General features: G+C 62.1%; 21 protein-coding genes. 3 read left to right on the top strand and 18 right to left on the bottom strand.

Translation table 11 applies throughout. From position 1 onward, the window contains the following. Positions 1-291: 291 nt before the first annotated feature. The 8 genes from murB to EGM97_RS06820 all read right to left on the bottom strand — a co-directional run bounded on the left by murB (position 292) and on the right by EGM97_RS06820 (position 7,153). Positions 292-1,311: a UDP-N-acetylmuramate dehydrogenase gene (gene murB / locus EGM97_RS06855; protein ID WP_238962755.1), complete on the bottom strand. Its 1,020-nt coding sequence runs from the start codon at positions 1,309-1,311 to the stop codon at positions 292-294. Continuing rightward, positions 1,308-1,772 carry a low molecular weight protein-tyrosine-phosphatase gene (locus EGM97_RS06850; protein ID WP_238962756.1) on the bottom strand — a complete coding sequence of 155 codons (465 nt, stop codon included), beginning with the start codon at positions 1,770-1,772 and terminating at the stop codon, positions 1,308-1,310. The genes murB and EGM97_RS06850 overlap by 4 nt, the downstream gene beginning before the upstream one ends. Further along, on the bottom strand, positions 1,772-2,536 hold the full coding sequence (gene kdsB, locus EGM97_RS06845; RefSeq protein WP_238962757.1) for a 3-deoxy-manno-octulosonate cytidylyltransferase: 765 nt from the start codon (positions 2,534-2,536) through the stop codon (positions 1,772-1,774). Before kdsB ends, EGM97_RS06850 begins: the two co-directional genes overlap by 1 nt. Then, positions 2,533-2,718, bottom strand: a complete 186-nt coding sequence (locus EGM97_RS06840; RefSeq protein WP_003179363.1) for a Trm112 family protein — start codon at positions 2,716-2,718, stop codon at positions 2,533-2,535. The genes kdsB and EGM97_RS06840 overlap by 4 nt, the downstream gene beginning before the upstream one ends. 22 nt (positions 2,719-2,740) lie before the next feature. Further along, positions 2,741-3,751, bottom strand: a complete 1,011-nt coding sequence (lpxK, locus tag EGM97_RS06835; RefSeq protein ID WP_238962758.1) for a tetraacyldisaccharide 4'-kinase — start codon at positions 3,749-3,751, stop codon at positions 2,741-2,743. After that, entirely contained in the window at positions 3,751-4,179 is a 429-nt protein-coding gene (locus EGM97_RS06830; RefSeq protein ID WP_238962759.1) for an ExbD/TolR family protein, read from the bottom strand. The genes lpxK and EGM97_RS06830 overlap by 1 nt, the downstream gene beginning before the upstream one ends. Continuing rightward, positions 4,176-4,811: a MotA/TolQ/ExbB proton channel family protein gene (locus EGM97_RS06825; RefSeq protein ID WP_238962760.1), complete on the bottom strand. Its 636-nt coding sequence runs from the start codon at positions 4,809-4,811 to the stop codon at positions 4,176-4,178. Before EGM97_RS06825 ends, EGM97_RS06830 begins: the two co-directional genes overlap by 4 nt. A gap of 107 nt (positions 4,812-4,918) precedes the next feature. Then, positions 4,919-7,153 (bottom strand): DNA internalization-related competence protein ComEC/Rec2, encoded by a 2,235-nt coding sequence (locus EGM97_RS06820; protein ID WP_238962761.1) that lies wholly within the window; start codon positions 7,151-7,153, stop codon positions 4,919-4,921. Positions 7,154-7,300: 147 nt separating this feature from the next. On the opposite strand from EGM97_RS06820, the gene EGM97_RS06815 reads away from it, so the two are divergent. Further along, positions 7,301-7,816, top strand: a complete 516-nt coding sequence (locus tag EGM97_RS06815) for a DUF2062 domain-containing protein (RefSeq protein ID WP_238962762.1) — start codon at positions 7,301-7,303, stop codon at positions 7,814-7,816. Positions 7,817-8,024: 208 nt separating this feature from the next. On the opposite strand, the gene EGM97_RS06810 is transcribed toward EGM97_RS06815, so the two are convergent. From EGM97_RS06810 to EGM97_RS06795, 4 genes are all read right to left on the bottom strand, one after another. Beyond that, positions 8,025-8,804, bottom strand: a complete 780-nt coding sequence (locus EGM97_RS06810; protein ID WP_238962763.1) for an ABC transporter permease — start codon at positions 8,802-8,804, stop codon at positions 8,025-8,027. Further along, positions 8,801-9,733, bottom strand: a complete 933-nt coding sequence (locus EGM97_RS06805) for an ABC transporter ATP-binding protein (protein ID WP_238962764.1) — start codon at positions 9,731-9,733, stop codon at positions 8,801-8,803. The genes EGM97_RS06810 and EGM97_RS06805 overlap by 4 nt, the downstream gene beginning before the upstream one ends. A gap of 132 nt (positions 9,734-9,865) precedes the next feature. After that, positions 9,866-10,489, bottom strand: a complete 624-nt coding sequence (locus tag EGM97_RS06800) for a glutathione S-transferase family protein (RefSeq protein ID WP_238962765.1) — start codon at positions 10,487-10,489, stop codon at positions 9,866-9,868. A gap of 44 nt (positions 10,490-10,533) precedes the next feature. Next, positions 10,534-11,193, bottom strand: a complete 660-nt coding sequence (locus EGM97_RS06795; RefSeq protein WP_238962766.1) for a transglutaminase-like domain-containing protein — start codon at positions 11,191-11,193, stop codon at positions 10,534-10,536. 309 nt (positions 11,194-11,502) lie between these two features. On the opposite strand from EGM97_RS06795, the gene EGM97_RS06790 reads away from it, so the two are divergent. Both EGM97_RS06790 and EGM97_RS06785 read left to right on the top strand, forming a co-directional pair. Further along, a complete protein-coding gene (locus tag EGM97_RS06790; protein ID WP_238962767.1) occupies positions 11,503-13,950 on the top strand; it encodes an acyl-CoA dehydrogenase in 2,448 nt (815 codons plus the stop codon). 83 nt (positions 13,951-14,033) lie between these two features. Further along, entirely contained in the window at positions 14,034-14,441 is a 408-nt protein-coding gene (locus EGM97_RS06785; protein ID WP_053150088.1) for a PA2817 family protein, read from the top strand. A gap of 81 nt (positions 14,442-14,522) precedes the next feature. Here the strand turns inward: EGM97_RS06785 and EGM97_RS06780 are convergent, their stop codons facing one another. The 6 genes from EGM97_RS06780 to EGM97_RS06755 form a co-directional block, all read right to left on the bottom strand. Next, entirely contained in the window at positions 14,523-14,792 is a 270-nt protein-coding gene (locus EGM97_RS06780; RefSeq protein WP_238962768.1) for a DUF3613 domain-containing protein, read from the bottom strand. A 22-nt stretch (positions 14,793-14,814) separates the two neighbouring features. Beyond that, positions 14,815-15,525 (bottom strand): tetratricopeptide repeat protein, encoded by a 711-nt coding sequence (locus EGM97_RS06775; protein WP_238962769.1) that lies wholly within the window; start codon positions 15,523-15,525, stop codon positions 14,815-14,817. 56 nt (positions 15,526-15,581) lie between these two features. Next, positions 15,582-16,805 (bottom strand): type II and III secretion system protein family protein, encoded by a 1,224-nt coding sequence (locus EGM97_RS06770; protein ID WP_238962770.1) that lies wholly within the window; start codon positions 16,803-16,805, stop codon positions 15,582-15,584. 475 nt (positions 16,806-17,280) lie between these two features. Next, positions 17,281-18,246: a type II secretion system F family protein gene (locus EGM97_RS06765; RefSeq protein ID WP_238962771.1), complete on the bottom strand. Its 966-nt coding sequence runs from the start codon at positions 18,244-18,246 to the stop codon at positions 17,281-17,283. A gap of 27 nt (positions 18,247-18,273) precedes the next feature. Next, the gene (locus EGM97_RS06760; protein ID WP_238962772.1) at positions 18,274-19,260 is read right to left on the bottom strand and encodes a type II secretion system F family protein; all 987 of its coding nucleotides are present in this window, start codon (positions 19,258-19,260) and stop codon (positions 18,274-18,276) included. Further along, on the bottom strand, positions 19,257-20,693 hold the full coding sequence (locus EGM97_RS06755; protein ID WP_238962773.1) for a TadA family conjugal transfer-associated ATPase: 1,437 nt from the start codon (positions 20,691-20,693) through the stop codon (positions 19,257-19,259). Before EGM97_RS06755 ends, EGM97_RS06760 begins: the two co-directional genes overlap by 4 nt.

The raw sequence follows: 20,693 nt of genomic DNA, 5'->3' as shown, positions 1-20,693 counted from the left end.
ATCTGCCGCTTGGGTAACGGTTCGGTTTCGCAGACTGGCTCAGGCTGATCGGGCTCTCTTATGCAGACACGCAGGCGTCTGCACCGGGCCTTCGGGATGCGATGGTCGCATCGTCAGCGAACTAAATTAACCCAGGATCAAGCAAAACGCCCTGCACAATCCTGCACAAATGAGCGTGTGCAAGGGTTGTTCAGGGCGTGGCTCAGGGCGTGGCTCAGTTGATCGCGAGCAAGCTCTGTTCCCACAGCTCACTCATCACCTGTGCGGGCTGGCGACGGCAAGGGCAACCAGTCAGTACCGATTGGGCTCCATTTCCAGCTCGACCTGGAAACGTTCGGAAATATCTTTTTGAATGCGCAATGCCAGGTCCAGCAGTTGCGAACCGGTCGCCTCGCCGTAATTGACCAGCACCAGTGCCTGCAACTTATGCACACCGGCGTCGCCTTCGCGAAAGCCCTTCCACCCGGCCCGCTCGATCAGCCAGCCGGCGGCCAGTTTCATCTGCCCCTCAGGCTGTGGATAAGCCACCAGGTCGGGGTATTCGCGCTTGAGTTGCTCCACCTGCGCGGCCGGCACCAACGGATTCTTGAAGAAACTGCCGGCATTGCCCAGCACGGCAGGGTCGGGCAGTTTTTCGCTGCGAATACTGCAAATGGCCCGGCCGACGTCGGCAGGCGTCGGCTGGTCGATGCCTTGTTCGGCCAACCGCTGACGGACCGGGCCGTACTCCAGGTGCAAATGTGCGACGCGGCTCAGGTCAAAGCGCACCCTGAGGATCAACCAGCGGCCCGCCTGCTGCTTGAACAGGCTGTCGCGGTAGGCAAAGCGGCATTCTTCAAGGGTGAAGGCCCGCAGCTCGCCGGTCTGGCGATCCAGCGCAGTGAGACCGGCAAAGACGTCCTTGATCTCGACGCCGTAGGCGCCGATGTTTTGCATCGGCGCAGCCCCCACGGTACCGGGGATCAGGCTGAGGTTTTCCAGCCCCGACCAACCTTGCGCCAGCGTGTGTTGGACGAACGGGTGCCACGGCTCCCCCGCTTCGGCCTCGACCACCACCCGCTCGCCGTCGTCGTCAAGCAGACGAATCCCGCGGCTGGCCATGCGCAGCACCAGCGCGTCGATGTCGCCGGTCAACAGCAGGTTGCTGCCGCCACCAATCACCAGCAGTGGAACATCGTGCCCGGCGGCATAGGCCAGCGCCTCGCGGACATCCTCATCGCCCTTGGCATCGGCGAACAACCGAGCCTTGACGTCGACGCCGAAACTGTTGAACGGCTTGAGGCTGACGTCACTGCGTATCTGCAAGCTCATAGCCGCCCCTTCAGTTCGATCACCAGGCGATCCGTGGCGCGTTCGATCAGGTCGAGCACGTGCTCGAAACCCTGTTCGCCGTCGTAGTACGGGTCCGGCACGTCATCGAGTTCAGCTTCGTAGCGGCGCAGGAACAGGTCCAGTTCGGCCCTGGCATTGGCCGGTTGCAAGGTTTTGAGATGACGCAGGTTGTTGCCGTCCATCGCCAGGATCAGGTCGTAGGCGGCAAAGTCAGCCCGGCTGACCTGCTGCGCGCGTTGGGCCGACAGGTCGTAGCCGCGCCGCAGGGCTGCAGCCTGGCTGCGCTTGTCCGGGGCCTTGCCCACGTGCCAGTCGCCGGTGCCGGCGGAAGCGACTTCCACCTGCCCGGCCAGCCCGGCCTCGCGCAGTTTGTGCCGCAGGATGCCCTCGGCGGTGGGCGACCGGCAGATATTGCCGAGGCAGACGAACAGAACCCGCATCAGGCCTCCAGCAGGCGACGAACGCGCTCGAGGTCTTCAGGTGTGTCGACTCCGGTCGGCGGGGCGATCAAGGCATCGGCGACGTGGATTCGCACGCCATGCCAGAGCGCACGCAACTGCTCCAGAGATTCAGTGTTTTCCAGCCAGCACGGGCCCCAGTTCACGAAGTCCTGAAGAAAACCGGCGCGGTAGGCATAAATGCCAATGTGACGGCGATACGGCACGCCATCGGGCATCACGTCGCGACTGTGCGCAAAGGCATCCCGGGCCCAGGGCAACGTCGCACGGCTGAAGGTCAGCGCCAGGCCATTGAGGTCACTGACCACCTTGACCACGTTCGGGTTGAACAGGGTCTGGACGTCCTTGATCGGCTCGGCCAGGGTGGCCATGCGCGCTTCGGGGTGGGCCGCCAGGTTGGCCGCGACCTGGTCGATCACGCTGGGCGGGATCATTGGCTCGTCGCCTTGCACGTTGACGACGATCGCATCGGGATCCAGACCCAGCTTCGCCGCGACTTCCGCGAGTCGATCAGTACCGGAGTTGTGGTCTTCGCGGGTCAGCACCACTTCGGCGCCGAAGCCGTTGCAGGCCTCGACGATGCGCGCATCGTCCGTGGCCACGACCACGCGCCCGGCGCTGCTCTTGCAGGCCTGCTCCCACACATGCTGGATCATCGGCTTGCCGGCAATCGGCAGCAACGGTTTGCCGGGCAGGCGCGTCGAAGCGAAACGCGACGGAATGACAACAGTAAAAGCCGTGGTCATTTGTCCAGGCGCTCGTCGGTAGTCAGGGTACGGGCTTCGCTTTCCAGCATCACCGGGATGCCGTCGCGAATCGGATACGCAAGACCGGCGCCCTTGCTGATCAGTTCGGTCTTGTCGGCGCTGAGCTTGAGCGGGCCCTTGCAGACCGGGCAGGCCAGAATGTCGAGCAGTTTGGTGTCCATGAGATTCCCCTGGATAAACGTTTTAAGGCAAAAGACGATCCGGCAACAGGCGCATCAACTGCGTATCGAACCAGGCCGCGAAGGCCGCTGATGGCGCGGCATCCACCGCCAGGTACCACCAGTCAGGCGAGGCGAAGATACGGCATTTGACCGCGTCCTTTTCCGTCATGACCACTGGCAACGAGGGTGTAAAGCTCAAGGCCTGGACGCTGTATTCGGCATGGTCGGCAAACCCGTGCGGTATAGGCCGCCAGTGTAGCGTTTCGAGGGTCTTGAAGAAACGCCGTGGGTTGCCGATGCCGGCCACCGCGTGCAAGGCCTGGCCGGGTGGGAAATGATCCAGCGGCCGACGCTCGCCACTGGCCAGGTTCACCAGGGCGGTGGGCCGCAGCTCGAAACCGAAGCCGTCTTCGCGGTCGGCGCTGGCACCGTTGTACAGGACCGCATCGACCGATTGCAGGCGCTCGACCGGCTCGCGCAGAGGCCCGGCCGGCAGGCAACGCCGGTTGCCCAGGCCCCGGGCATTGTCGATCAGCACCAATTCCAGGTCCCTGGCCAGCCGATAATGCTGCATGCCGTCATCGGACAGGATCAGATCCAGCGCTTCGCTTGCCAGCAGTGACTGGACCGCGCGGCTGCGATCCGGGTCGATCATCAGCGGCACGCCAGTGCGCTGGACGATCAGCAGCGGCTCGTCACCCGCAATGTCGGCGCCCTGGTCGGCCTGGACCCGCCACGGCAGTTGCGGCGGCTTGGCTCCGTAGCCTCGGCTGACCACACCGACCCGCAAGCCACTGCGCTGGCAGTGCTGGATCATCCACAGGATCATCGGCGTCTTGCCGGTGCCGCCCACGGTGATGTTGCCGACCACCACCAAGGGTACCGGTGGTTGGTAAATGGTGCCCTCACCCGCCAGAAAGCGCTCGCGCTTGCCGACCACCACCCGCCGGTACAACCACTCCAGCGGGCGCAACAGCGTCAGGGCCGGGTGGCCTTCGTACCACGCGGCGAGCAATCGATCGGACATGGCCATCAGGGTGCCGGCGCCGCCTCGACGGTGGTCATGCGCAGGTGGCTGAAGCCGAGCTTGCCGGCCGCGTCCATGGCGGTGATGACCGATTGATGGGGGGTCTTGCCGTCGGCGCTGATGGACAACGGCAGGTTGGTGTCGCCACCGGACTCCTTCTGCAGCGCGTCGATCAGGGTTGCCAGATCGCTCTTGGGCAGCAGTTGGTTATTCACCGAAATCGCCCCCTCTGCGCTGATGGTGATTTCCAGGTTTTTCAGCTGCTGGTCCTCGGCCGGCGAGCCGCTGACAGCTTGCGGCAACTCGACCTTGAGCTGGGTTTCTCGGGTAAAGGTGGTGGTGACGACGAAAAACAATAGCAGGATGAACACCACGTCGATCAGCGACGCGAGGTTGATCTCGATGTTTTCCCTGGGTTTACGGCGGAACTTCACTTCTTGCTCCCGGCCAGGTCCACGTCACGATCGCCCTGCACCACCTCGACCAACTTGATGGCTTCCTGCTCCATGCCGACGACCAGTTCATCGACCCGACGTTGCAGGAACCGATGGAAGAACACCGATGGAATACCCACCATCAGACCCGCTGCCGTGGTGATCAAGGCCTTGGAGATACCTCCTGCCAGGACCGAGGCATTGGTGGTCATGCCGGAACCGGTGAAGGCGCTGAAAATGTCGATCATGCCCAGTACCGTACCCAGCAAGCCCAATAGCGGAGCCATGGCGGCAATGGTGCCCAGGGCATTGATGTAGCGTTCCAGTTCATGGATGACCCGGGCGGCGGCCTCCTCGATGCATTCCTTCATGATCTCGCGACCATGCTTGGAGTTCGCCAGGCCTGCCGCGAGGATTTCCCCCAGGGGCGAACTGGCCCGAAGCTCCTTGAGCTTGTCCTTGTTCAGTTGCTTGTCCTTGATCCAGACCCAGACCTGCCCGAGCAGATGCTCCGGGGTCACGCGGCTGGCCCGCAGGGTCCACAGGCGTTCGGCAACGATACCCAGTGCCGCGATGGAACTCAGAATGATCGGCAACATCATCCAGCCGCCGGATTTGACCAATTCCCACACAGTGACAGCCCCCTCGAAAAAGTGCGCCACTTTATCATACAGAACCGCGCATGCAGGCCCGGTCCGCCGATAACTGCGTCATGAAGCGACCTGGATCAACACTGGCGTCATGGCCGCGCAGGCGGCGGGTTGCGCCAGTAGCGGCGCTGCCCGGCCTGGGTAACCGGCGGTTCGAACGCGCCCAGTTGCAGACGAATGGCGCCCTGTTCCGCACTGTCGTAGATCGCCATGCCCAGCCGCTGGTACCGGGCCATCACCCGAGGATGAGGATGGCCGAACGCGTTGCCCTGCCCTCTCGAAATCAAGACCGAGTGGGGGCTGAGACGCGAGAGCAATGCCATCGACGACGAGCTGCGACTGCCGTGATGAGGTGCGGCCAGCCACTGGATCGGGACTGCCAGAGGCCCTTCGAGCAGAGCGCGCTCGGCATGGCTATCGATGTCACCGGTCAGCAACAACCGCTCGCCACCGGCCTCGACCAGCAAGACGCACGACTTCTGATTGCTTTCCAGGGCAGATGACCAGCGCCACAACCGGAACCTGACCCCGTCCCATTCCCATTGCTCGTCGTTCTCGCAAGGTTGGGCCTGTAGCGCGGCAGGCAACGCGACAGGGTCGCCGCTGATGACCCGACTCGTGGGCAACCCGTTGCGCACCGACAGAGCGCCGCCGGCATGATCGGCGTCGGCATGACTGATCAGCATCAGGTCCAGCCCGCGCACGCCCAACTTGCGCAGGGTTGGCAGCACGACACGCTCGCCTGCATCGGCATCGCCAAAGCGCGGTCCTGTGTCATACAGCAGGACATGGCGATGGGTGCGCACCAGCACCGCCAGCCCCTGGCCCACGTCCAACTGCCAGATTTCGGCGCGCCCTGCTGGCACTTCTTGCCGGGGTGCGAACACCATCAGCGACACCATCGGCCAACCCAGCAAGCGCAACGGCACGCCTGGCGGCAGCAACAGCAGGAACGCACCAAGCGCAGCGATACACCAGCCCCATAGAGGGACCGGAACAGGGACCCAGGCTGGCATCCCCGTGGCCGCCAGTGCCAGCCCCTTGAACAACAGGTCAAGCAAACCACCGGCGCCCCACAACAGCCCCTCGCCGATGAACGGCACCGACAACAATGCCGTGCCAAGCAGCGCCAACGGCAATACCAACAGACTGATCCAGGGCACCGCGACGAGGTTCACCAACGGCCCGCTCAGACTGACCGGCAAACCCAATACCAGCAATAACGGGCACAACCCCACCGCAACCAGCCACTGGGCGCGCGTCCAGGTCTGCCACCACCGCCAAGGGCCGAGGCGCCCGCCGAAGGTAAACATCAGGATCGCGACTGCGGCGAAAGACAACCAGAACCCCGGTCGCAGGCTGGCCAGCGGATCGAACACCAGCACGCCATCGAAAGCCAGCAACCACGCCCACCACGGATCCGGGTGCCGGAAGCGCAGGCGCCACAACAGCATCAGCCCGATCATCGCGCAGGCCCGTCGCACCGGCACCTCGAAGCCTGCGAGCAAGCCGTAGCCCAACGCCGCACTGAACGCCAGGCCGCAAGCCCAGGGCAACCACGGCAGACGCACCGGCCATACGCCATAACGTGCGGCGCCGGCCACCAACAAGTACACCAGTCCGGCGAGCAAGCCAATGTGCTGCCCGGAAATCACCAGCAGGTGGACGGTGCCGGTGTCCTGCAGCACCTGCCAATCGTCACGACTCAAGCCCGCACCATCGCCAAGGACCAACGCCATCAGCGCGCCGGAGCGTCCCTGGGCATCGACTTGCGCAAGCGCTTGGCGAACCCCGTCGCGCCACGCCCCCCAGGCTGGTTGCAGGCGATGGCCGTCCTTGACCACACCAGTGGCCCCGATCCCTCGGCTCAACAGCCATGCCTCATAATCGAAACCGTGCGGATTGCGCAGCCCGGCGGGCCGCTTGAGCTTCACCGCCAATCGCCATTGCTCGCCACTGCCGACAGGCGGCCCGCCAAACCAGGCCAGGCGCATCTTCGACGGCAACCGGGCGCGCCGTGAACGGATATCGGCCAACTCGAAACGCACCACGCCGTCGCCTTGTTGCGGCAAACCCACAACCCGCCCTTCGACCCACCGGGTTTCGCCATCCAGCGCCGTAGGCAAACGATCATCCAGCGCCCACTGTGCCACCAGGCAGGCCCAGGCCAACCCCAGCAGCCAGAAACCCAGCGGATAGGTTCGAAACGGCAGAACCATCAACGCCAGAACCGGCATGGCGGCAATCACCCACAAGTGTGGCAATACCGGCAAAAAAAACGGGGCCAACAGCCCCAGTGCAAGCGCGACCATCCCCGTGCGCATAACCCCTTCCTTGAGAGCTTCCCACTCAAGGCATAGTCGGTCAGCGGCACCGTGGCCGTTATCAATTGTCACAAAGTCTGAATCTGCCGCTCTTAGAATCCGGACATACTTGCGGCTTTTATTGCCTTGCATCGACCGAGAAGCCTTATGCCCCGGCGCTTATTCAAACGTTACATGCCAGACCCAGCGAGCATTCGGGAACACAAATCCTTACGTTTTCTCGGCACGCTGCTGCACGATCCCAACCTTTGGCACCTCAATCGCCACTCCGTGGCCCGGGCAATGGCCGTCGGTCTGTTCGCCGCCTTCCTGCCCATCCCTTTACAAATGCTGCTGGCCGCCGCGCTGGCCGTCACGGTACGAGGCAATATTCCCATTGCGGTGAGCCTGGTCTGGCTGACCAATCCCATCACCATGCCGGCGGTGTTTTTCTGCACCTACCAGACCGGTGCCTGGCTGATGGACATTCCCCCTCGGACATTGCCGGAGGAACTGACCTGGGCATGGATCACCGACCAGTTGTCCACCCTGTGGCGGCCGTTCCTGCTGGGCTCGGTCGTGACCGGCCTGGTGCTCGGCGTCCTGGCCTACTTCGCGACCATGAGCTATTGGCGCTGGTGGGTGGCGCGGCAATGGAAGCGGCGCAAGAAAAGCCGGATGTGACAGCGATCGGGTACCGCCTGGCTGGCCGTCTCGCGAGCAGGCTTTGCTTCCACAGAGACTGGTGGTGGGCCGGGACCTGTCTGTCACTGCAAAATCCCGGTGGGAGCGAGCCTGCTCGCGATAGCGGTGGATCAGTCAATGCAGATGTTGAATGACGGACCGTCATCGCGAGCAAGCTTCGCTCCCACCGCCTGGATCCACCCCACACTCAGGTCCGCATCCCACGCCCACTGACCAACAACCGCGCACACCCGATATAAAGCACCACGGTCGCCACCAGCATGAAAGTAATCGCCACGCTGATCCGGATGTCCGAAACCCCGAGAATCCCGTAGCGGAACGCGTTGACCATGTGCAACACCGGATTGGCCAGGGACACGCTCTGCCAGAACGGCGGCAGCAGCGAAATGGAGTAGAACACTCCGCCCAGGTAAGTCAGTGGTGTGAGCACGAACGTCGGGATGATGGAAATGTCATCGAAGTTGCGTGCAAACACGGCATTGATGAAGCCCAGCAAGGAGAAGATCGTCGCAGTGAGTACCACTACCAGGACGGTCACCCCCAGGTGATGGACCTGCAAATGAGTGAAGAACAGCGACAGCAGGGTCACGATCAGCCCCACCGCCAGGCCTCGCAACACGCCCCCCAAGGTATAACCGATCAGGATCGTGTGGGGCGAAACCGGCGAGACCATCAGTTCTTCGATGGAACGCTGGAATTTGCTGCCGAAGAAACTCGACACCACGTTGCCGTAGGAGTTGGTGATCACCGACATCATGATCAGGCCCGGCACGATGTAGTCCATGTACGTGAAGCCACCCATGTCGCCGATCTGCCGGCCGATCAGGTTGCCGAAGATCACGAAGTACAAAACCATGGTGATGGCCGGCGGCAGCAACGTCTGCGGCCAGATCCGCATGAAACGCCGAACCTCACGGTAAACGATGGTATTGAGGGCAATGAGGTTGGGTCGGAATTCGGAACTCATACCGCCACCTTCGCCAGGTTTTTCTCCACCAGGGACACGAACAACTCCTCGAGGCGATTGGTCTTGTTGCGCAGGCTTTGCACTTCGATGTTCTGCAGCGCCAGCTGGGTGAACAGCCCGGTGATGCCAACGGTTTTATCCACCTGCACTTCCAGGGTGTGGTGGTCTACCAACCGGGTCGGGTAACCAGCCAGCTGAGGCGCTGTCTTCAGGTCTCCCTTGAGGTCCAGCAGGAAGGTCTCCACATGCAATTGGCTGAGCAACTGGCGCATGCTGGTATTTTCGACGATGGTGCCGTGGTCGATGATGCCGATGTTGCGGCACAACTGTTCGGCCTCTTCCAGGTAATGGGTGGTGAGGATGATGGTGATGCCCTTCTGGTTCAGCTCGGTCAGGAAGGACCACATCGAACGGCGCAGCTCGATGTCCACGCCCGCCGTCGGTTCATCGAGGATCAGCAGACGCGGCTCATGCACCAGGGCCCGGGCGATCATCAAACGCCGCTTCATGCCACCGGACAACGAACGGGACGGCACATCGCGCTTGTCCCACAGCCCTAACTGGGTCAGGTAGCGCTCGGCGCGCTCGTTGGCGATCTTCGGCGGAATGCCGTAGTAACCCGCCTGGGTCACGACGATGTCGAAGGTCTTTTCGAACTGGTTGAAATTGAACTCCTGGGGCACCACGCCGATGGAGCGTTTGAGCGCGGCGGGCTCGCGGTCCAGGTCATGACCGAAGACATTCACCGTGCCGCTGGTCTTGTTCACCAGGGTGGACAGAATGCCAATGGTGGTGGATTTGCCGGCGCCGTTGGGGCCGAGCAAGGCGAAGAAGTCACCTTCGGCGACATCCAGATCGATACCACTCAAGGCCTGGAAACCGTTGCCGTAGGTTTTGGTTAGCTGCCGGATGGACAGAGCGGAACTCATATCGGATTTACGCACCAAGAGGGAGGAAACAAATAGATAAGGGCGAGCGGCGAGCAATACAACCACTGCATACGTAGGCCATGGTGCTTGGCGTCGCCGCACAAGTACAGTCAAGCGTGTCGATAGTAATTATTAAGTCAACGCAGTCATGACCGCCTTGCGGTACGCGGGACGCTGCTGCAATCGTGCGTACCAGGCCTCCAGGTGCGGCAACCGGGTGCGCTCGATGGGCATCTCGAACCAGGCATAAATGAAACTGCCCAGGGGGATATCGCCCATGCCGATTTCATTACCCGAGAGATAAGGCTGCTGGCTCAACGCCTGGTCCGCCATTGCCAGCAGCTCGGTGCAAACCCCGATCGCCTCGTTGATCGCCGTCCAGTCCTGTTGCTCGGTCGGGGTGCGCACGACGCCCCAGAACACGGTGCGAAACGGTCCGGCAAACGTCGACGTCGTCCAGTCCATCCATTTCTCTGCGTTGGCCCGCGCCTGCAGGTCAACGGGGTACCAGGCCGTTCCCGAGGCATGGCGAGCCGCCAGATACCGCACGATGGTATTGGACTCCCAAAGCACGAAACCGTCGTCTTCGATCATCGGAACGCGACCATTGGGGTTCTTCGCACGGTACTCGGGCGTGTCCACCACACCGAACGCACCACCGGCGTCGATGGCCTCGAACACCAGTCCCAGTTCCTCGGCGCACCACAACGCCTTGCGCACATTCGATGAATTTTTCCGACCCCAGATCTTCAGCATCACGGCTTCCTCAATGGATAAGTGCCGCAGCAGCATACGCCGGATCAGCCACGACTCAAATCGCCCTGCATATCGCCCAGCTGGAGCGGCAATTGATCCTGAAACAGGTGCGGATAGCATTTTTCCAAGTGCTCGAAAAAGAAGGTTTCGGGCACGTCGGGGAAAGGGCCATGGTCGATGACATACTCCATCGACCGCGCGCCCTGGCGATTGAAAGGATGGAAGATGCTGTCATGACGACCATCGAATTCCAGCGGCGCGACGTCGAACAACTCACACAACCCCTGGTTGAAGGCCGGCGTAGCCTTGACCCAGCGGTCGCTCAGGTACAGCTCGGTATACCCGTGCATCGCGAACACATCGCTGCGCAGCAACTCCAGCAGGCGCGGCGTGGATAGATGATTACGGACGTCCGCCAGGCCGATCCGCGCCGGGATCCCACAGTGACGGGCGCAGGCAGCCAGCAACGTCGCCTTGGGCACGCAATAGCTTTCACGACAGGCCAATGCATGGCTGCCACGCAGAGTCGCCGGGTCGCGGCTGAACGTGTAGGGGTTATAGCGCACCGCCTCGCGCACGGCGTAATACAGGCTCACTGCCTGTGCCGTAGCGTCGCCCTCGGGGCCGCGATGGGTTTCGGCGAACTCGATGACTGCAGGATGGTCGCTGTCGATGAAGCGGCCGGGGTTCAGGTATGGCTGCATGGGAAGACCTCTCGCACTGCAACGCCGCCGACAGGTTCAAACTGGCTTCGGCTTCAGCGCGACGTCAGGGCATCAGGGGGAAATGCTGAGTCTATCCATAGCCCCGGCACAGCGATAACGACGTTTCGGCCAAACAATGGCGTTTTCTCACCTGATCGGCGAACGATTTCCCACGTCTGTTGCCCACCAGACTGGCGCAACGCGTGCGGGGTTTCTCACGAAAACCATCGCCTCGCGCTGACCGCCGGAATGGCCGATGCCGTCTAAGCTCTGGGGGTCGGTCTTGCCTTGGTTCACGGAGGATTAATTATGCTGTTGTTGTGGATACTGGTCCTGGTCGTCGGGGTCGCCTGGCTGGCGCATCGGCGCATCGCCCCGCTGCCCGTGCTGGGTGTCGTCGCGGTCTACCTGCTGGCCATGGGCATCTTCAGTTCTGCGCCCGGTTGGCTGATGCTGATCCTGTGGGTACTACTCGGCGTCATCGCGGCCCCGCTGCTGCTGCCGGACCTGCGCCGCAGATATTTCAGCGCGCCGATGTTCGACTGGTTCCAGAAAACCCTGCCGCCGATGTCGGAAACCGAACGCGACGCCATCGATGCCGGCACGGTATGGTGGGACGGCGAGCTGTTCAGCGGCCGGCCCGACTGGGACACCTTGCTCGCCTACCCCAAGGTGCAGTTGACCGAGGAGGAACAGGCTTTCCTCGACGGCCCCACCGAAGAACTCTGCGCCATGGTCAGCGATTGGCAGATCGGCCAGGCCATGGACCTGCCGCCCGAAGCCTGGGCCCATATCAAGGAACACGGATTCTTTGCCCTGATCATTCCAAAGGCCTATGGAGGCAAGGGCTTCTCCGCCTATGCCCACTCCCAGGTGGCCATGAAGCTGGCGACCCGCAGCGGTGACCTGGCGTCCACCGTAATGGTCCCCAACTCCCTTGGCCCGGCGGAACTGCTACTGCACTACGGCACCGACGAACAACGCGACCATTACCTGCCGCGCCTGGCCCGTGGCGATGATATTCCGTGCTTTGCACTGACCGGGCCGCTGGCCGGTTCCGACGCCGGGGCAATGCCCGATACCGGCATCGTCTGCAAGGGACAATGGCAGGGTCAGGAAACCCTCGGCCTGCGCCTGAACTGGGAGAAGCGGTACATCACCCTCGGACCGGTGGCTACCCTCCTCGGCCTCGCGTTCAAGGCCTATGACCCCGACCACCTGCTGGGCGACGAAGAAGACCTGGGTATCAGCCTTGCCCTGATTCCCACCGACACTCCCGGCGTCCACATTGGTCGTCGCCACCTGCCCCTCGGCGCGGCATTCATGAACGGACCGAACTGGGGCAAGGATGTGTTCATCCCGCTGGACTTCCTCATCGGCGGCCAGGCCATGCTGGGCAAGGGCTGGATGATGTTGATGAACTGCCTGTCGGTGGGGCGTTCGATTTCCCTGCCGGCCGTGGGGACCGGGGCGGCGAAGTTCACCAGCCTGGTCACCGGCCAGTACACCCAGGTGCGGGAGCAGTTCAACGTACCGTTGTCGGCCTTCGAAGGTATCCAGGAAGCCATGGCGCGTATCGGCGGCAACGCCTGGCTGATGGATGCCGCACGCATGCTGACCGCCAACGCGGTGGACCTGGGGGAAAAGCCCTCGGTACTCTCTGCCATCCTCAAGTACCACCTGACCGAGCGCGGCCGCGAATGCATCAGCCACGCCATGGATGTGCATGGCGGCAAGGGCATCATCATGGGCCCGAACAATTACCTGGGCCGTAGTTGGCAAGGTGCGCCGATCTTCATCACCGTGGAAGGGGCGAACATCCTGTCGCGCAACCTGATGATCTTCGGCCAGGGGGCGATCCGCTGCCACCCCTTCGTGCTCAAGGAAATGGCCTTGGCGACCCGCGAGGATAAAGACCAGGCGCTGCTCGAGTTCGACCGGTTGCTGCTCAAGCACATCGGTTTCGCTATCAGCAACGCCGCCAGCACCCTGGTGCTGAACCTGGGGCTGGGGCATTTCGAGCGAGCGCCCGGCAATGACCTGAGCCAGGGTTATTTCCGCGCCCTTAATCGACAGTCTGCGGCATTCGCCCTGTTGGCGGACCTGAGCATGATGTTGCTGGGCGGCGAACTGAAACGACGCGAACGCCTGTCGGCGCGCCTGGGCGATGTCTTGAGTCACTTGTACCTGGCCAGTGCCGCGCTCAAGCGGTACCACGACCTCGACTCGCCAGACCACATGGCCCCGCTGTTCACCTGGGCCATGGAAGAAAGCCTGGGCCAGTCGGAGCGTGCGCTGGATGAATTGCTCGGCAACTTCCCTAACCGGGCGCTGGGCTGCCTGTTGCGCTGCGTGGTGTTCCCCTTCGGCCGCCGACATAAAGGCCCGAGCGACCGGTTGGATGCTGAAGTAGCAGCGGTCATCGGCCGCCCCAAGGGCGATCCGACCCTGGAGGAGTTGCTGCAAGGTTGCTACCGCCCTCAATCCGTAGACGATCCGGTGGGCGCCCTGCAGCATGCCGTCGACCTGCTGTTGGCCGCCCGACCGACGCAGAAGAAAATCCACACGGCACTCAAGCAGGGCCAGCTCAGCCCGGCCCCAGGCGAACACCTTATCGACGCGGCCCTCGAAGCCGGCGTGCTGCAGGCCGGCGAAGCCGAGGCCCTGAGAGCGGCCGAAGCGGCACGACGCAAGGTCATCGATGTGGATGATTTCGACAAGGAGGCGCTGACCCTCGCCGAAGCCAGGGTCCGCTGATCACGCCGACCGGCACCACCATGTAAAAACGGGCGCAGTGGCTTTATACTCCTGCGCCCGTTTTGCTCTTGAGGACTTATCTCGTGTCCAATGTCGTTGCCGATCACCTTGTCTTGCTTGACCACTTGCGCAGCATCCTGGTCGCCGTGGGTGAGGCCGAACAGGTTCCCGAAGAAAGCCATGCCTTGTTCCTGGAGCGCTTCGATGAACTGCGGGCCCAATTGCCCGTCGATCCGATCGAAAGCCAATACCTGGGCCAGGACCTGCTGTGCCAGGTAATCGTTCGTTATCCACAGGTTGCTCACCTCGTGCCTCGTGACCTGCTGTGGTACTTCGGCGGTGATTGTCTGCACTACATGCCCGACGAAGAAATCAGCCTGTACCAGGCATTGGAAGAGCGCCGTTTCGAAGCCGAACAGAATGACGAACCGTTCGATTGGAACCAGGAAAAACAATTGCTTGCGCTGTCGGATCAGGACAGTAAGCACTGACAGAGAGCCGTTCATGAAAAGGCCCGCACGGTCATCCGGCGGGCCTTTTCATTGGACGAACACCACCGATATCCCGGTGCTTCATTTGCTGCTGGTGATCTCCCCTCCAGAATCCTGGTCAAAAAATTCCGGAATCGGATAGTTGAAGCTGTTGAGCCAGCGCCGCATGGCCAATTCACGCTCGGTGGCAGAGACGGTTTGCAGATTGGTAGAAGCCACCACGCCGCGAATCTGCAATTGCATCCAGCTTTCGGTGCCTTGTTGCGCGGCCGAAGAAGGCCCTGGCTCGATTGCCCAGGCCGAAGTGGACAAACATGCGATGCCGACGATCAAAAACTGTTTCGTTTTCATCTCTCGAACTCCTCGTAACGCTCTACTTGACCGCGCCGGATGAGGCATCGACGACCTCGGTCGAATGGTCTGCCTGTGTCACTCCCACCTTATTGGCTGCCCCCCTGATCCGCTCCGCGCGGGCCTGGGCTTCTGCCACTTGTGCGGGGCTCAGCCTGGCCATGCTCGCGAGCTCGGCTGCCTGCTTCCAGTTATCCTGGTAGATCAGCAGCGTCACCATATTGAGGGCGGCCAGGGAGTCCCCTTGCCTGAGTTCCATGGCGGTCATGAACTGAAAACGCGCTTCGGGGATCTTGCGCTGATTGAGGTAGACGACGCCCAGGTCGTTGCGGATTTTGGCTTCGGTAGGAGCCATTTTCACCGCACGTTCGAGATGCTCGGTGGCGGCGGCGTTATCGTTCTTCGCGGCGGCCAACTGACCGAGGCCATGTTCGCCGTCCGCTGCCAGGCAAGTCCCCAGCAGGCTTTTGTACAGCGGTTCGGCGTCGTTGCGCCCCATCAGCCGCAGCACGCGCGCCTTGCGCAGGCGAACCTGGACCAGGTCTTCAGGCAGGCCTTCAAGGTTCGCCAGGCTGGCGTACAAACGACCGTCGTTGGCCATGTCATCCGCCAGGTTCAACTTCAGCTCCTGGTCGGAGCCGGGTTTGGCGCAACTGGCCGTGGAGGGGGCCACGCCGTTACTGGCACAGCCGGCCAGCACCAGGGCCGCCGTTATCGCGATCATTGCTTTCATGGCATGTCCTCCGACGACAGATTGACTTCTCGCTTCCAGGCCCATCGAACACCGGCTCATTGGGAAAGCCCGCTGCGGTTGTCGAACTCGCCATGTTCAAGGAAGTACATGCGATAGAAGTTCGGGTCATAGTTGCGCAGCTGTTCGCCCGGCAACGTCGGCAATTGCGCGTCGGCGGCCAGGGGTTGGACCAGGTGCGGCGTGACGATCATCAGCAGTTCCCGCTCTTCGCGATCGATGGAGTGATCGCGAAAGAACGCGCCGAGAACCGGAATATCACCCAGGCCTGGAAACTTGTTCACCTGGGAAGCATTTCGCGTACTGATCAGGCCGCTGATGACGAAGCTTTCGCCGTCTGCCAGGGCGATGCTGGTATCGGTGCGGCGCACCGTGAGCGCGGGAACCAGCGTGCCAGCGATGTTCACGCCGTTGGTGAAGTCCAGTTCACTGACTTCGGGCGCGACCTTCAAAGCGATGCGGTTTTTGCCAATGACAGTCGGCGTCAGGGTCAGGCGGATACCGAACTCCTTGTACTCGATCGACACGTTATCGCTGCCGGCGCTGGGGACCGGAATCGGCACTTCGCCGCCCGCCAGGAAGCTTGCGCTCTGACCACTCAAGGCCACCAGGCTCGGCCGCGCCAGGGTGTAGGCAAAGCCGCTGCCTTCCAGCGCATTGATCATCAACAGGGTCTGACCGGTGGCGAACGACAGGTTGAACATGTCGTTATTGACCGGCAACGCCGGCCGGACCACACCCCCGATGGTGGGTAGGGTCCGCGGTGCGCCGAACTGGAAGTTGCCGCGACTGCCGAAAATCGACGTCGAGGCTTCCTTGAGCTTGGTCCGGCTGACCTCGACGAACCGGATGTCGGTCTGTACCTGGGCGAGCAGCATCGGGTCTTCGGAAGGCAACGTCGCGGCGCTGGTCAGCGCCTCGGTGGCACTACCCTTGACGAAGATCATGCTCTGGCGAGGGGTCTTCGAACACGCCGTCCAGACCATCAGGCTGGTGGCGCCCGGCGCGATGCCAGTCAGAATGAAAGCGTCGCTGCCACTGGGCTGCACGTCGGCGATTTTTGGATCACCCACGGCCAGCTTCGTCACGGGGGCCAGGATACGTAGCTCATTCTGGTGTCCCTGGCCGACCTCGAAGGTCGCCGGCAAGCTGTCCAGCTGCGAACAGTTACCTGCTGCGGCCTGCGCCGCATCCAGGCCGAGGCCCATCCAGAACAGGCCATGGACAAGGTGTTTCAACGCAGACGCGGTACGATAGCTCATAACATGATCCTCGACAGACTGGCCGTCCCTAGGCTTGAAAAATGCCTCGGATCATTTTATGGAGCCCGGGCTGCTCCCCCCTTCTCACCTGCTGCTTCGGTGTCACGGCAACTGGCCTCATCGCAGGACGAAAGCGACGATAGACCATGCCGACTGAACGACAGGCGACTTGCATGACGCGACTTTCATAACGCTTTTAAGCACCTGGAACCGCCCAGGTTTGAGCAGAAGATGGGTCTCGACAGCTCGCTTGAAGAAGCGACTGACCTGTCACCTGCCCGCTTCTTTTTGACGGTAGTTCAAGCATGGCAAAGCGCCACAACTGAAACAAAAAAAACGTCTGAAAAGTGGCGCAAGCAAAAATCCCGACGAAGAAGGCGTCAATAAACCGACTCCTTCACACTTTTCAGCATCGTGAAACCCAGTCATCGGTCGCCCGAGACGTCTGTTTCAAACACAGCACTCACCACAGCGCTCACATATTCCCGAATGCCCTGAACACCCCGATCATCGCAGGCCCAATGGCAACCAGGAAAAAACTCGGCCACAGGCAGAAGATCAGCGGAAAAATCAGCTTGGTTCCGATTTTGGCGCCCATTTCCTCAGCGGCCTGGGTACGCCGGTCACGGAATTCATCGGCGTAGATACGCAGGGTGTCAGCCACGCTGGTACCGAAGCGGATACTCTGGGCCAACAGGCTGACCAGGCCCTGGATGTCTTCCAGGCCGGTGCGCAGCGCCAAGTGCCGCAGTGCCTCGGTGCTCGTTATGCCGGCGCGGATCTGTGCATTGACCAGGGCCAGTTCCTCAGCCAATTCGACCTGGCTCACCGCCATTTCCTCGGCGACCCTTTCAATGGTCGTGGGCAGGGCCAGACCCGACTCGACGCACACCACCATCAGGTCCAGGGCATCCGGAAACGCGGCCCGCAACCGGCCTTGTCGCGCCTGCTTGCGCCTGCCAACGTAGAGCGCTGGCAGTAGCCATCCGATCCCTACCACCACGATCACGCCCAGCAAGCCGACGATCACGGATACCTTGATCAGCGGCAGCAGCAACAGCGCCAGGCCGAGCAGCAACAGCGGCAGCATCAGACGCACGGCCCAGTACATTTGCACCGCCGACGCGGAGCGATAACCGGCGTGCGTCAACAAGGTCTGGGTGGCGGACGTCTGGGCCGGGTCGGTCGAGGCAAAGCGCTGGCCGACCCGCTCCAACAGCAGTTGCAGGTTACCGGGCGACTCATGCCCGGCCGCGCCCCCCGAGTAACCGCGCTTGATCAGGGCCAGGCGCCGCTGGACCGGGTCCTGCAGCCCCAGCACCAACAGCATCAACGCGACCACCGCCAGTACCGCACTGAAGCCGACCGCCGCGATGAACAACAGCCGCGCCGCCTCCTCGCTCCCGGTAAACCGACTGAACAACCCGAGCAGATAATCCATGACTGATACCCCACGGCAATACAGCGTTCAAACCTGGATCCGGATGATTTTTCGTATCCAGAAAATTCCGATCAACATGGCGCAGAAGGCCCCGATGATCAGATTGTGACCAATGGGATCGTTGATCAGCACGGGCATATAGCTGGGGCTTGTGAGCACGATGGCTATCGCCAGCACGAAGGGGATCGCCACCAGTACCCAGGCCGACATGCGCCCTTCGGCCGACAACGTCCTGATCTTGCGCTGAAAGCGGAAACGCCCACGGATCAAGCGGCTCAGTCGCTCCAACACCTCGGTCAGGTTACCGCCGGTTTCACGGTGGATCAGGATCGAGGTCACCAGCATCATCACCGTCATGCTCGGCATGCGTTCGAGCAGGCCCAGCATGGCCCGGCGCACGTCGTTGCCATAGTTGATATCGGCGAACGTCAGGCCGAACTCCTGGGCCACCGGCCCCTTGTGCTCATCGGCCACCAGACGCAGGGTCTCGTTGAATGGATGGCCGGCGCGCAAGGCCCGGCACATGGCGTCCAGCGCATCCGGCAGCCCTTCTTCGAACGCGGCAAATCGCTTGCTGCGGTCGCGCATGATCTTCAACAGCGGTAACCAGAACAGCGCGAAGGCCGCCAGCAAAGCTGTCCACCAGAGGGGTGAAACCATCAACACCAACCCCGCCGCCGCGGCACCCAGGACCAGGCCGAGCAGCATCACCCGATAAGCACGGTATTCATGACCGGCCTGTTCGATGATCTGGGTCAGGTTGGCCATGAACGGCAATTGCTCAAGGCGCGCTTCCAGCGGGGACAACCGTGTCAGGTACTTTTGCCGCAACACCGTCTGCATGTTGGGCAAATGGTTGGCTTTCTCCAGCACATGCAGGCGCCCGCGAATGCGCTTGCGCATCTTGCCGGCTTCGCCGAACACCGGTACCACCACGCCCTGCGACAGCAGGAAGACCGCGATGAACACCATGCCCAGGAAAATCAGAATGAACTCGGCAGGAATGTCTTTCATGACGGCCGGGCCTCCATCCATTCAGGGCGAAACAGGGTCAGCGGCAACTCGATGCCACGCTTGGCCAGCACATCGCGGAACGCTGGAATCATGCCGCTGGGCCGGTACTCGCCGAGCACCTCGCCGTGCTCGCCGATACCCTGACGGGCAAAGCAGAAGATTTCGGTCATGGTGATGACCTCCCCTTCCATACCGTTGATCTCTTGAATACTCACCACACGTCGCTTGCCATCTTCTTGACGCTCCAGCTGGATCACCACATCGATGGCCGAGGCAATTTGTTGACGCATGGCCTTGATCGGGAATGTCGCACCGGTCATCGAGACCATGTTCTCGATCCGGCCTAACGCATCCCGCGCGGTGTTGGCGTGGATCGTGGTCAGGGAACCGTCGTGACCGGTGTTCATGGCCGTGAGCATGTCCAGCGCTTCGGCACCGCGCACCTCGCCGATGACGATGCGATCAGGGCGCATCCGCAAACTGTTGCGCACCAGCTCCCGCTGGCTCACCTCGCCACGCCCTTCGATGTTCGAAGGCCGTGTTTCGAGGCGTACTACATGGGGCTGCTGCAGTTGCAATTCGGCGGAGTCTTCGATGGTGACGATGCGCTCATTATGGGGAATGAAGCTGGACAACACGTTGAGCATGGTGGTCTTGCCGCTGCCGGTCCCGCCGGAAATCAGCACGTTCAGGCGCCCGCGCACAATGGCCTTGAGCAACAGGGCAATGGCCGGGGTCATGGTGCCCACCTGGATCAGGCTGTCGGTGTTGAGCAGGTCCACGGCGAAGCGCCGGATCGACATGCTCGGACCATCGATGGCCAGCGGCGGGATGATCGCGTTGACCCGCGAACCGTCCTTGAGGCGGGCGTCCACCAGTGGCGAGGACTCGTCAATACGCCGCCCCAGGCTGGAAACGATGCGGTCAATGATATTCAGCAGGTGCTGGTCGTCGCGGAAACGCACGTCGGTGCGTTGCAGTTTGCCAAAACGCTCGACGTAGACCGAGGCAAACCCGTTGACCAGAATGTCGGACACACTGTGGTCGGCCAGCAGCGGTTCCAATGGGCCCAGGCCCAGCACCTCGTCGGTGATCTGCTTGATGATGAGTTGGCGACTGGCGGAACTCACCGGCGCCGAGTGTTCATCGAGCAGCCGCTGACAGATCTCGCGGATCTGCCGCGTGGCCTCGGCTTGTTCGAGGGCATCGAGCAAGGACAGGTCCATGACCTTGAGCAACTGCTGGTAGATCTTTTCCCGCCACTCGGCTTCAACCGGAGTGACCTGGCTGCGGGTTTCGTAGAGCACATCCGGGACGGCCTGTTCCCAGGCCATCAGTTCCTCCGCCGAGTCCGGCAGGCTGTCGCCCTGCGGGGCCGAGGCACCGGGTTTACCGGACTGTTTGCGCAAGCGGTTGCGGAAGTCGCTGATCAT

The organism is Pseudomonas sp. AF32, assembly GCF_022342325.2.
Lineage (GTDB): Bacteria > Pseudomonadota > Gammaproteobacteria > Pseudomonadales > Pseudomonadaceae > Aquipseudomonas > Aquipseudomonas uvaldensis.
Note: the sequence above shows the minus strand (reverse complement) of the source record. Positions and strands in the feature narration are given on the sequence as shown.

Coding starts and splice junctions, on each gene's coding strand:
- murB (WP_238962755.1), bottom strand. CDS start 1,311: ATGAGCTTGCAGATACGCAGTGACGTCAGCCTCAAGCCGTTCAACAGT.
- EGM97_RS06850 (WP_238962756.1), bottom strand. CDS start 1,772: ATGCGGGTTCTGTTCGTCTGCCTCGGCAATATCTGCCGGTCGCCCACC.
- kdsB (WP_238962757.1), bottom strand. CDS start 2,536: ATGACCACGGCTTTTACTGTTGTCATTCCGTCGCGTTTCGCTTCGACG.
- EGM97_RS06840 (WP_003179363.1), bottom strand. CDS start 2,718: ATGGACACCAAACTGCTCGACATTCTGGCCTGCCCGGTCTGCAAGGGC.
- lpxK (WP_238962758.1), bottom strand. CDS start 3,751: ATGGCCATGTCCGATCGATTGCTCGCCGCGTGGTACGAAGGCCACCCG.
- EGM97_RS06820 (WP_238962761.1), bottom strand. CDS start 7,153: ATGCGCACGGGGATGGTCGCGCTTGCACTGGGGCTGTTGGCCCCGTTT.
- EGM97_RS06815 (WP_238962762.1), top strand. CDS start 7,301: ATGCCCCGGCGCTTATTCAAACGTTACATGCCAGACCCAGCGAGCATT.
- EGM97_RS06810 (WP_238962763.1), bottom strand. CDS start 8,804: ATGAGTTCCGAATTCCGACCCAACCTCATTGCCCTCAATACCATCGTT.
- EGM97_RS06805 (WP_238962764.1), bottom strand. CDS start 9,733: ATGAGTTCCGCTCTGTCCATCCGGCAGCTAACCAAAACCTACGGCAAC.
- EGM97_RS06800 (WP_238962765.1), bottom strand. CDS start 10,489: ATGCTGAAGATCTGGGGTCGGAAAAATTCATCGAATGTGCGCAAGGCG.
- EGM97_RS06795 (WP_238962766.1), bottom strand. CDS start 11,193: ATGCAGCCATACCTGAACCCCGGCCGCTTCATCGACAGCGACCATCCT.
- EGM97_RS06790 (WP_238962767.1), top strand. CDS start 11,503: ATGCTGTTGTTGTGGATACTGGTCCTGGTCGTCGGGGTCGCCTGGCTG.
- EGM97_RS06780 (WP_238962768.1), bottom strand. CDS start 14,792: ATGAAAACGAAACAGTTTTTGATCGTCGGCATCGCATGTTTGTCCACT.
- EGM97_RS06775 (WP_238962769.1), bottom strand. CDS start 15,525: ATGAAAGCAATGATCGCGATAACGGCGGCCCTGGTGCTGGCCGGCTGT.
- EGM97_RS06770 (WP_238962770.1), bottom strand. CDS start 16,805: ATGAGCTATCGTACCGCGTCTGCGTTGAAACACCTTGTCCATGGCCTG.
- EGM97_RS06765 (WP_238962771.1), bottom strand. CDS start 18,246: ATGGATTATCTGCTCGGGTTGTTCAGTCGGTTTACCGGGAGCGAGGAG.
- EGM97_RS06760 (WP_238962772.1), bottom strand. CDS start 19,260: ATGAAAGACATTCCTGCCGAGTTCATTCTGATTTTCCTGGGCATGGTG.
- EGM97_RS06755 (WP_238962773.1), bottom strand. CDS start 20,693: ATGATCAGCGACTTCCGCAACCGCTTGCGCAAACAGTCCGGTAAACCC.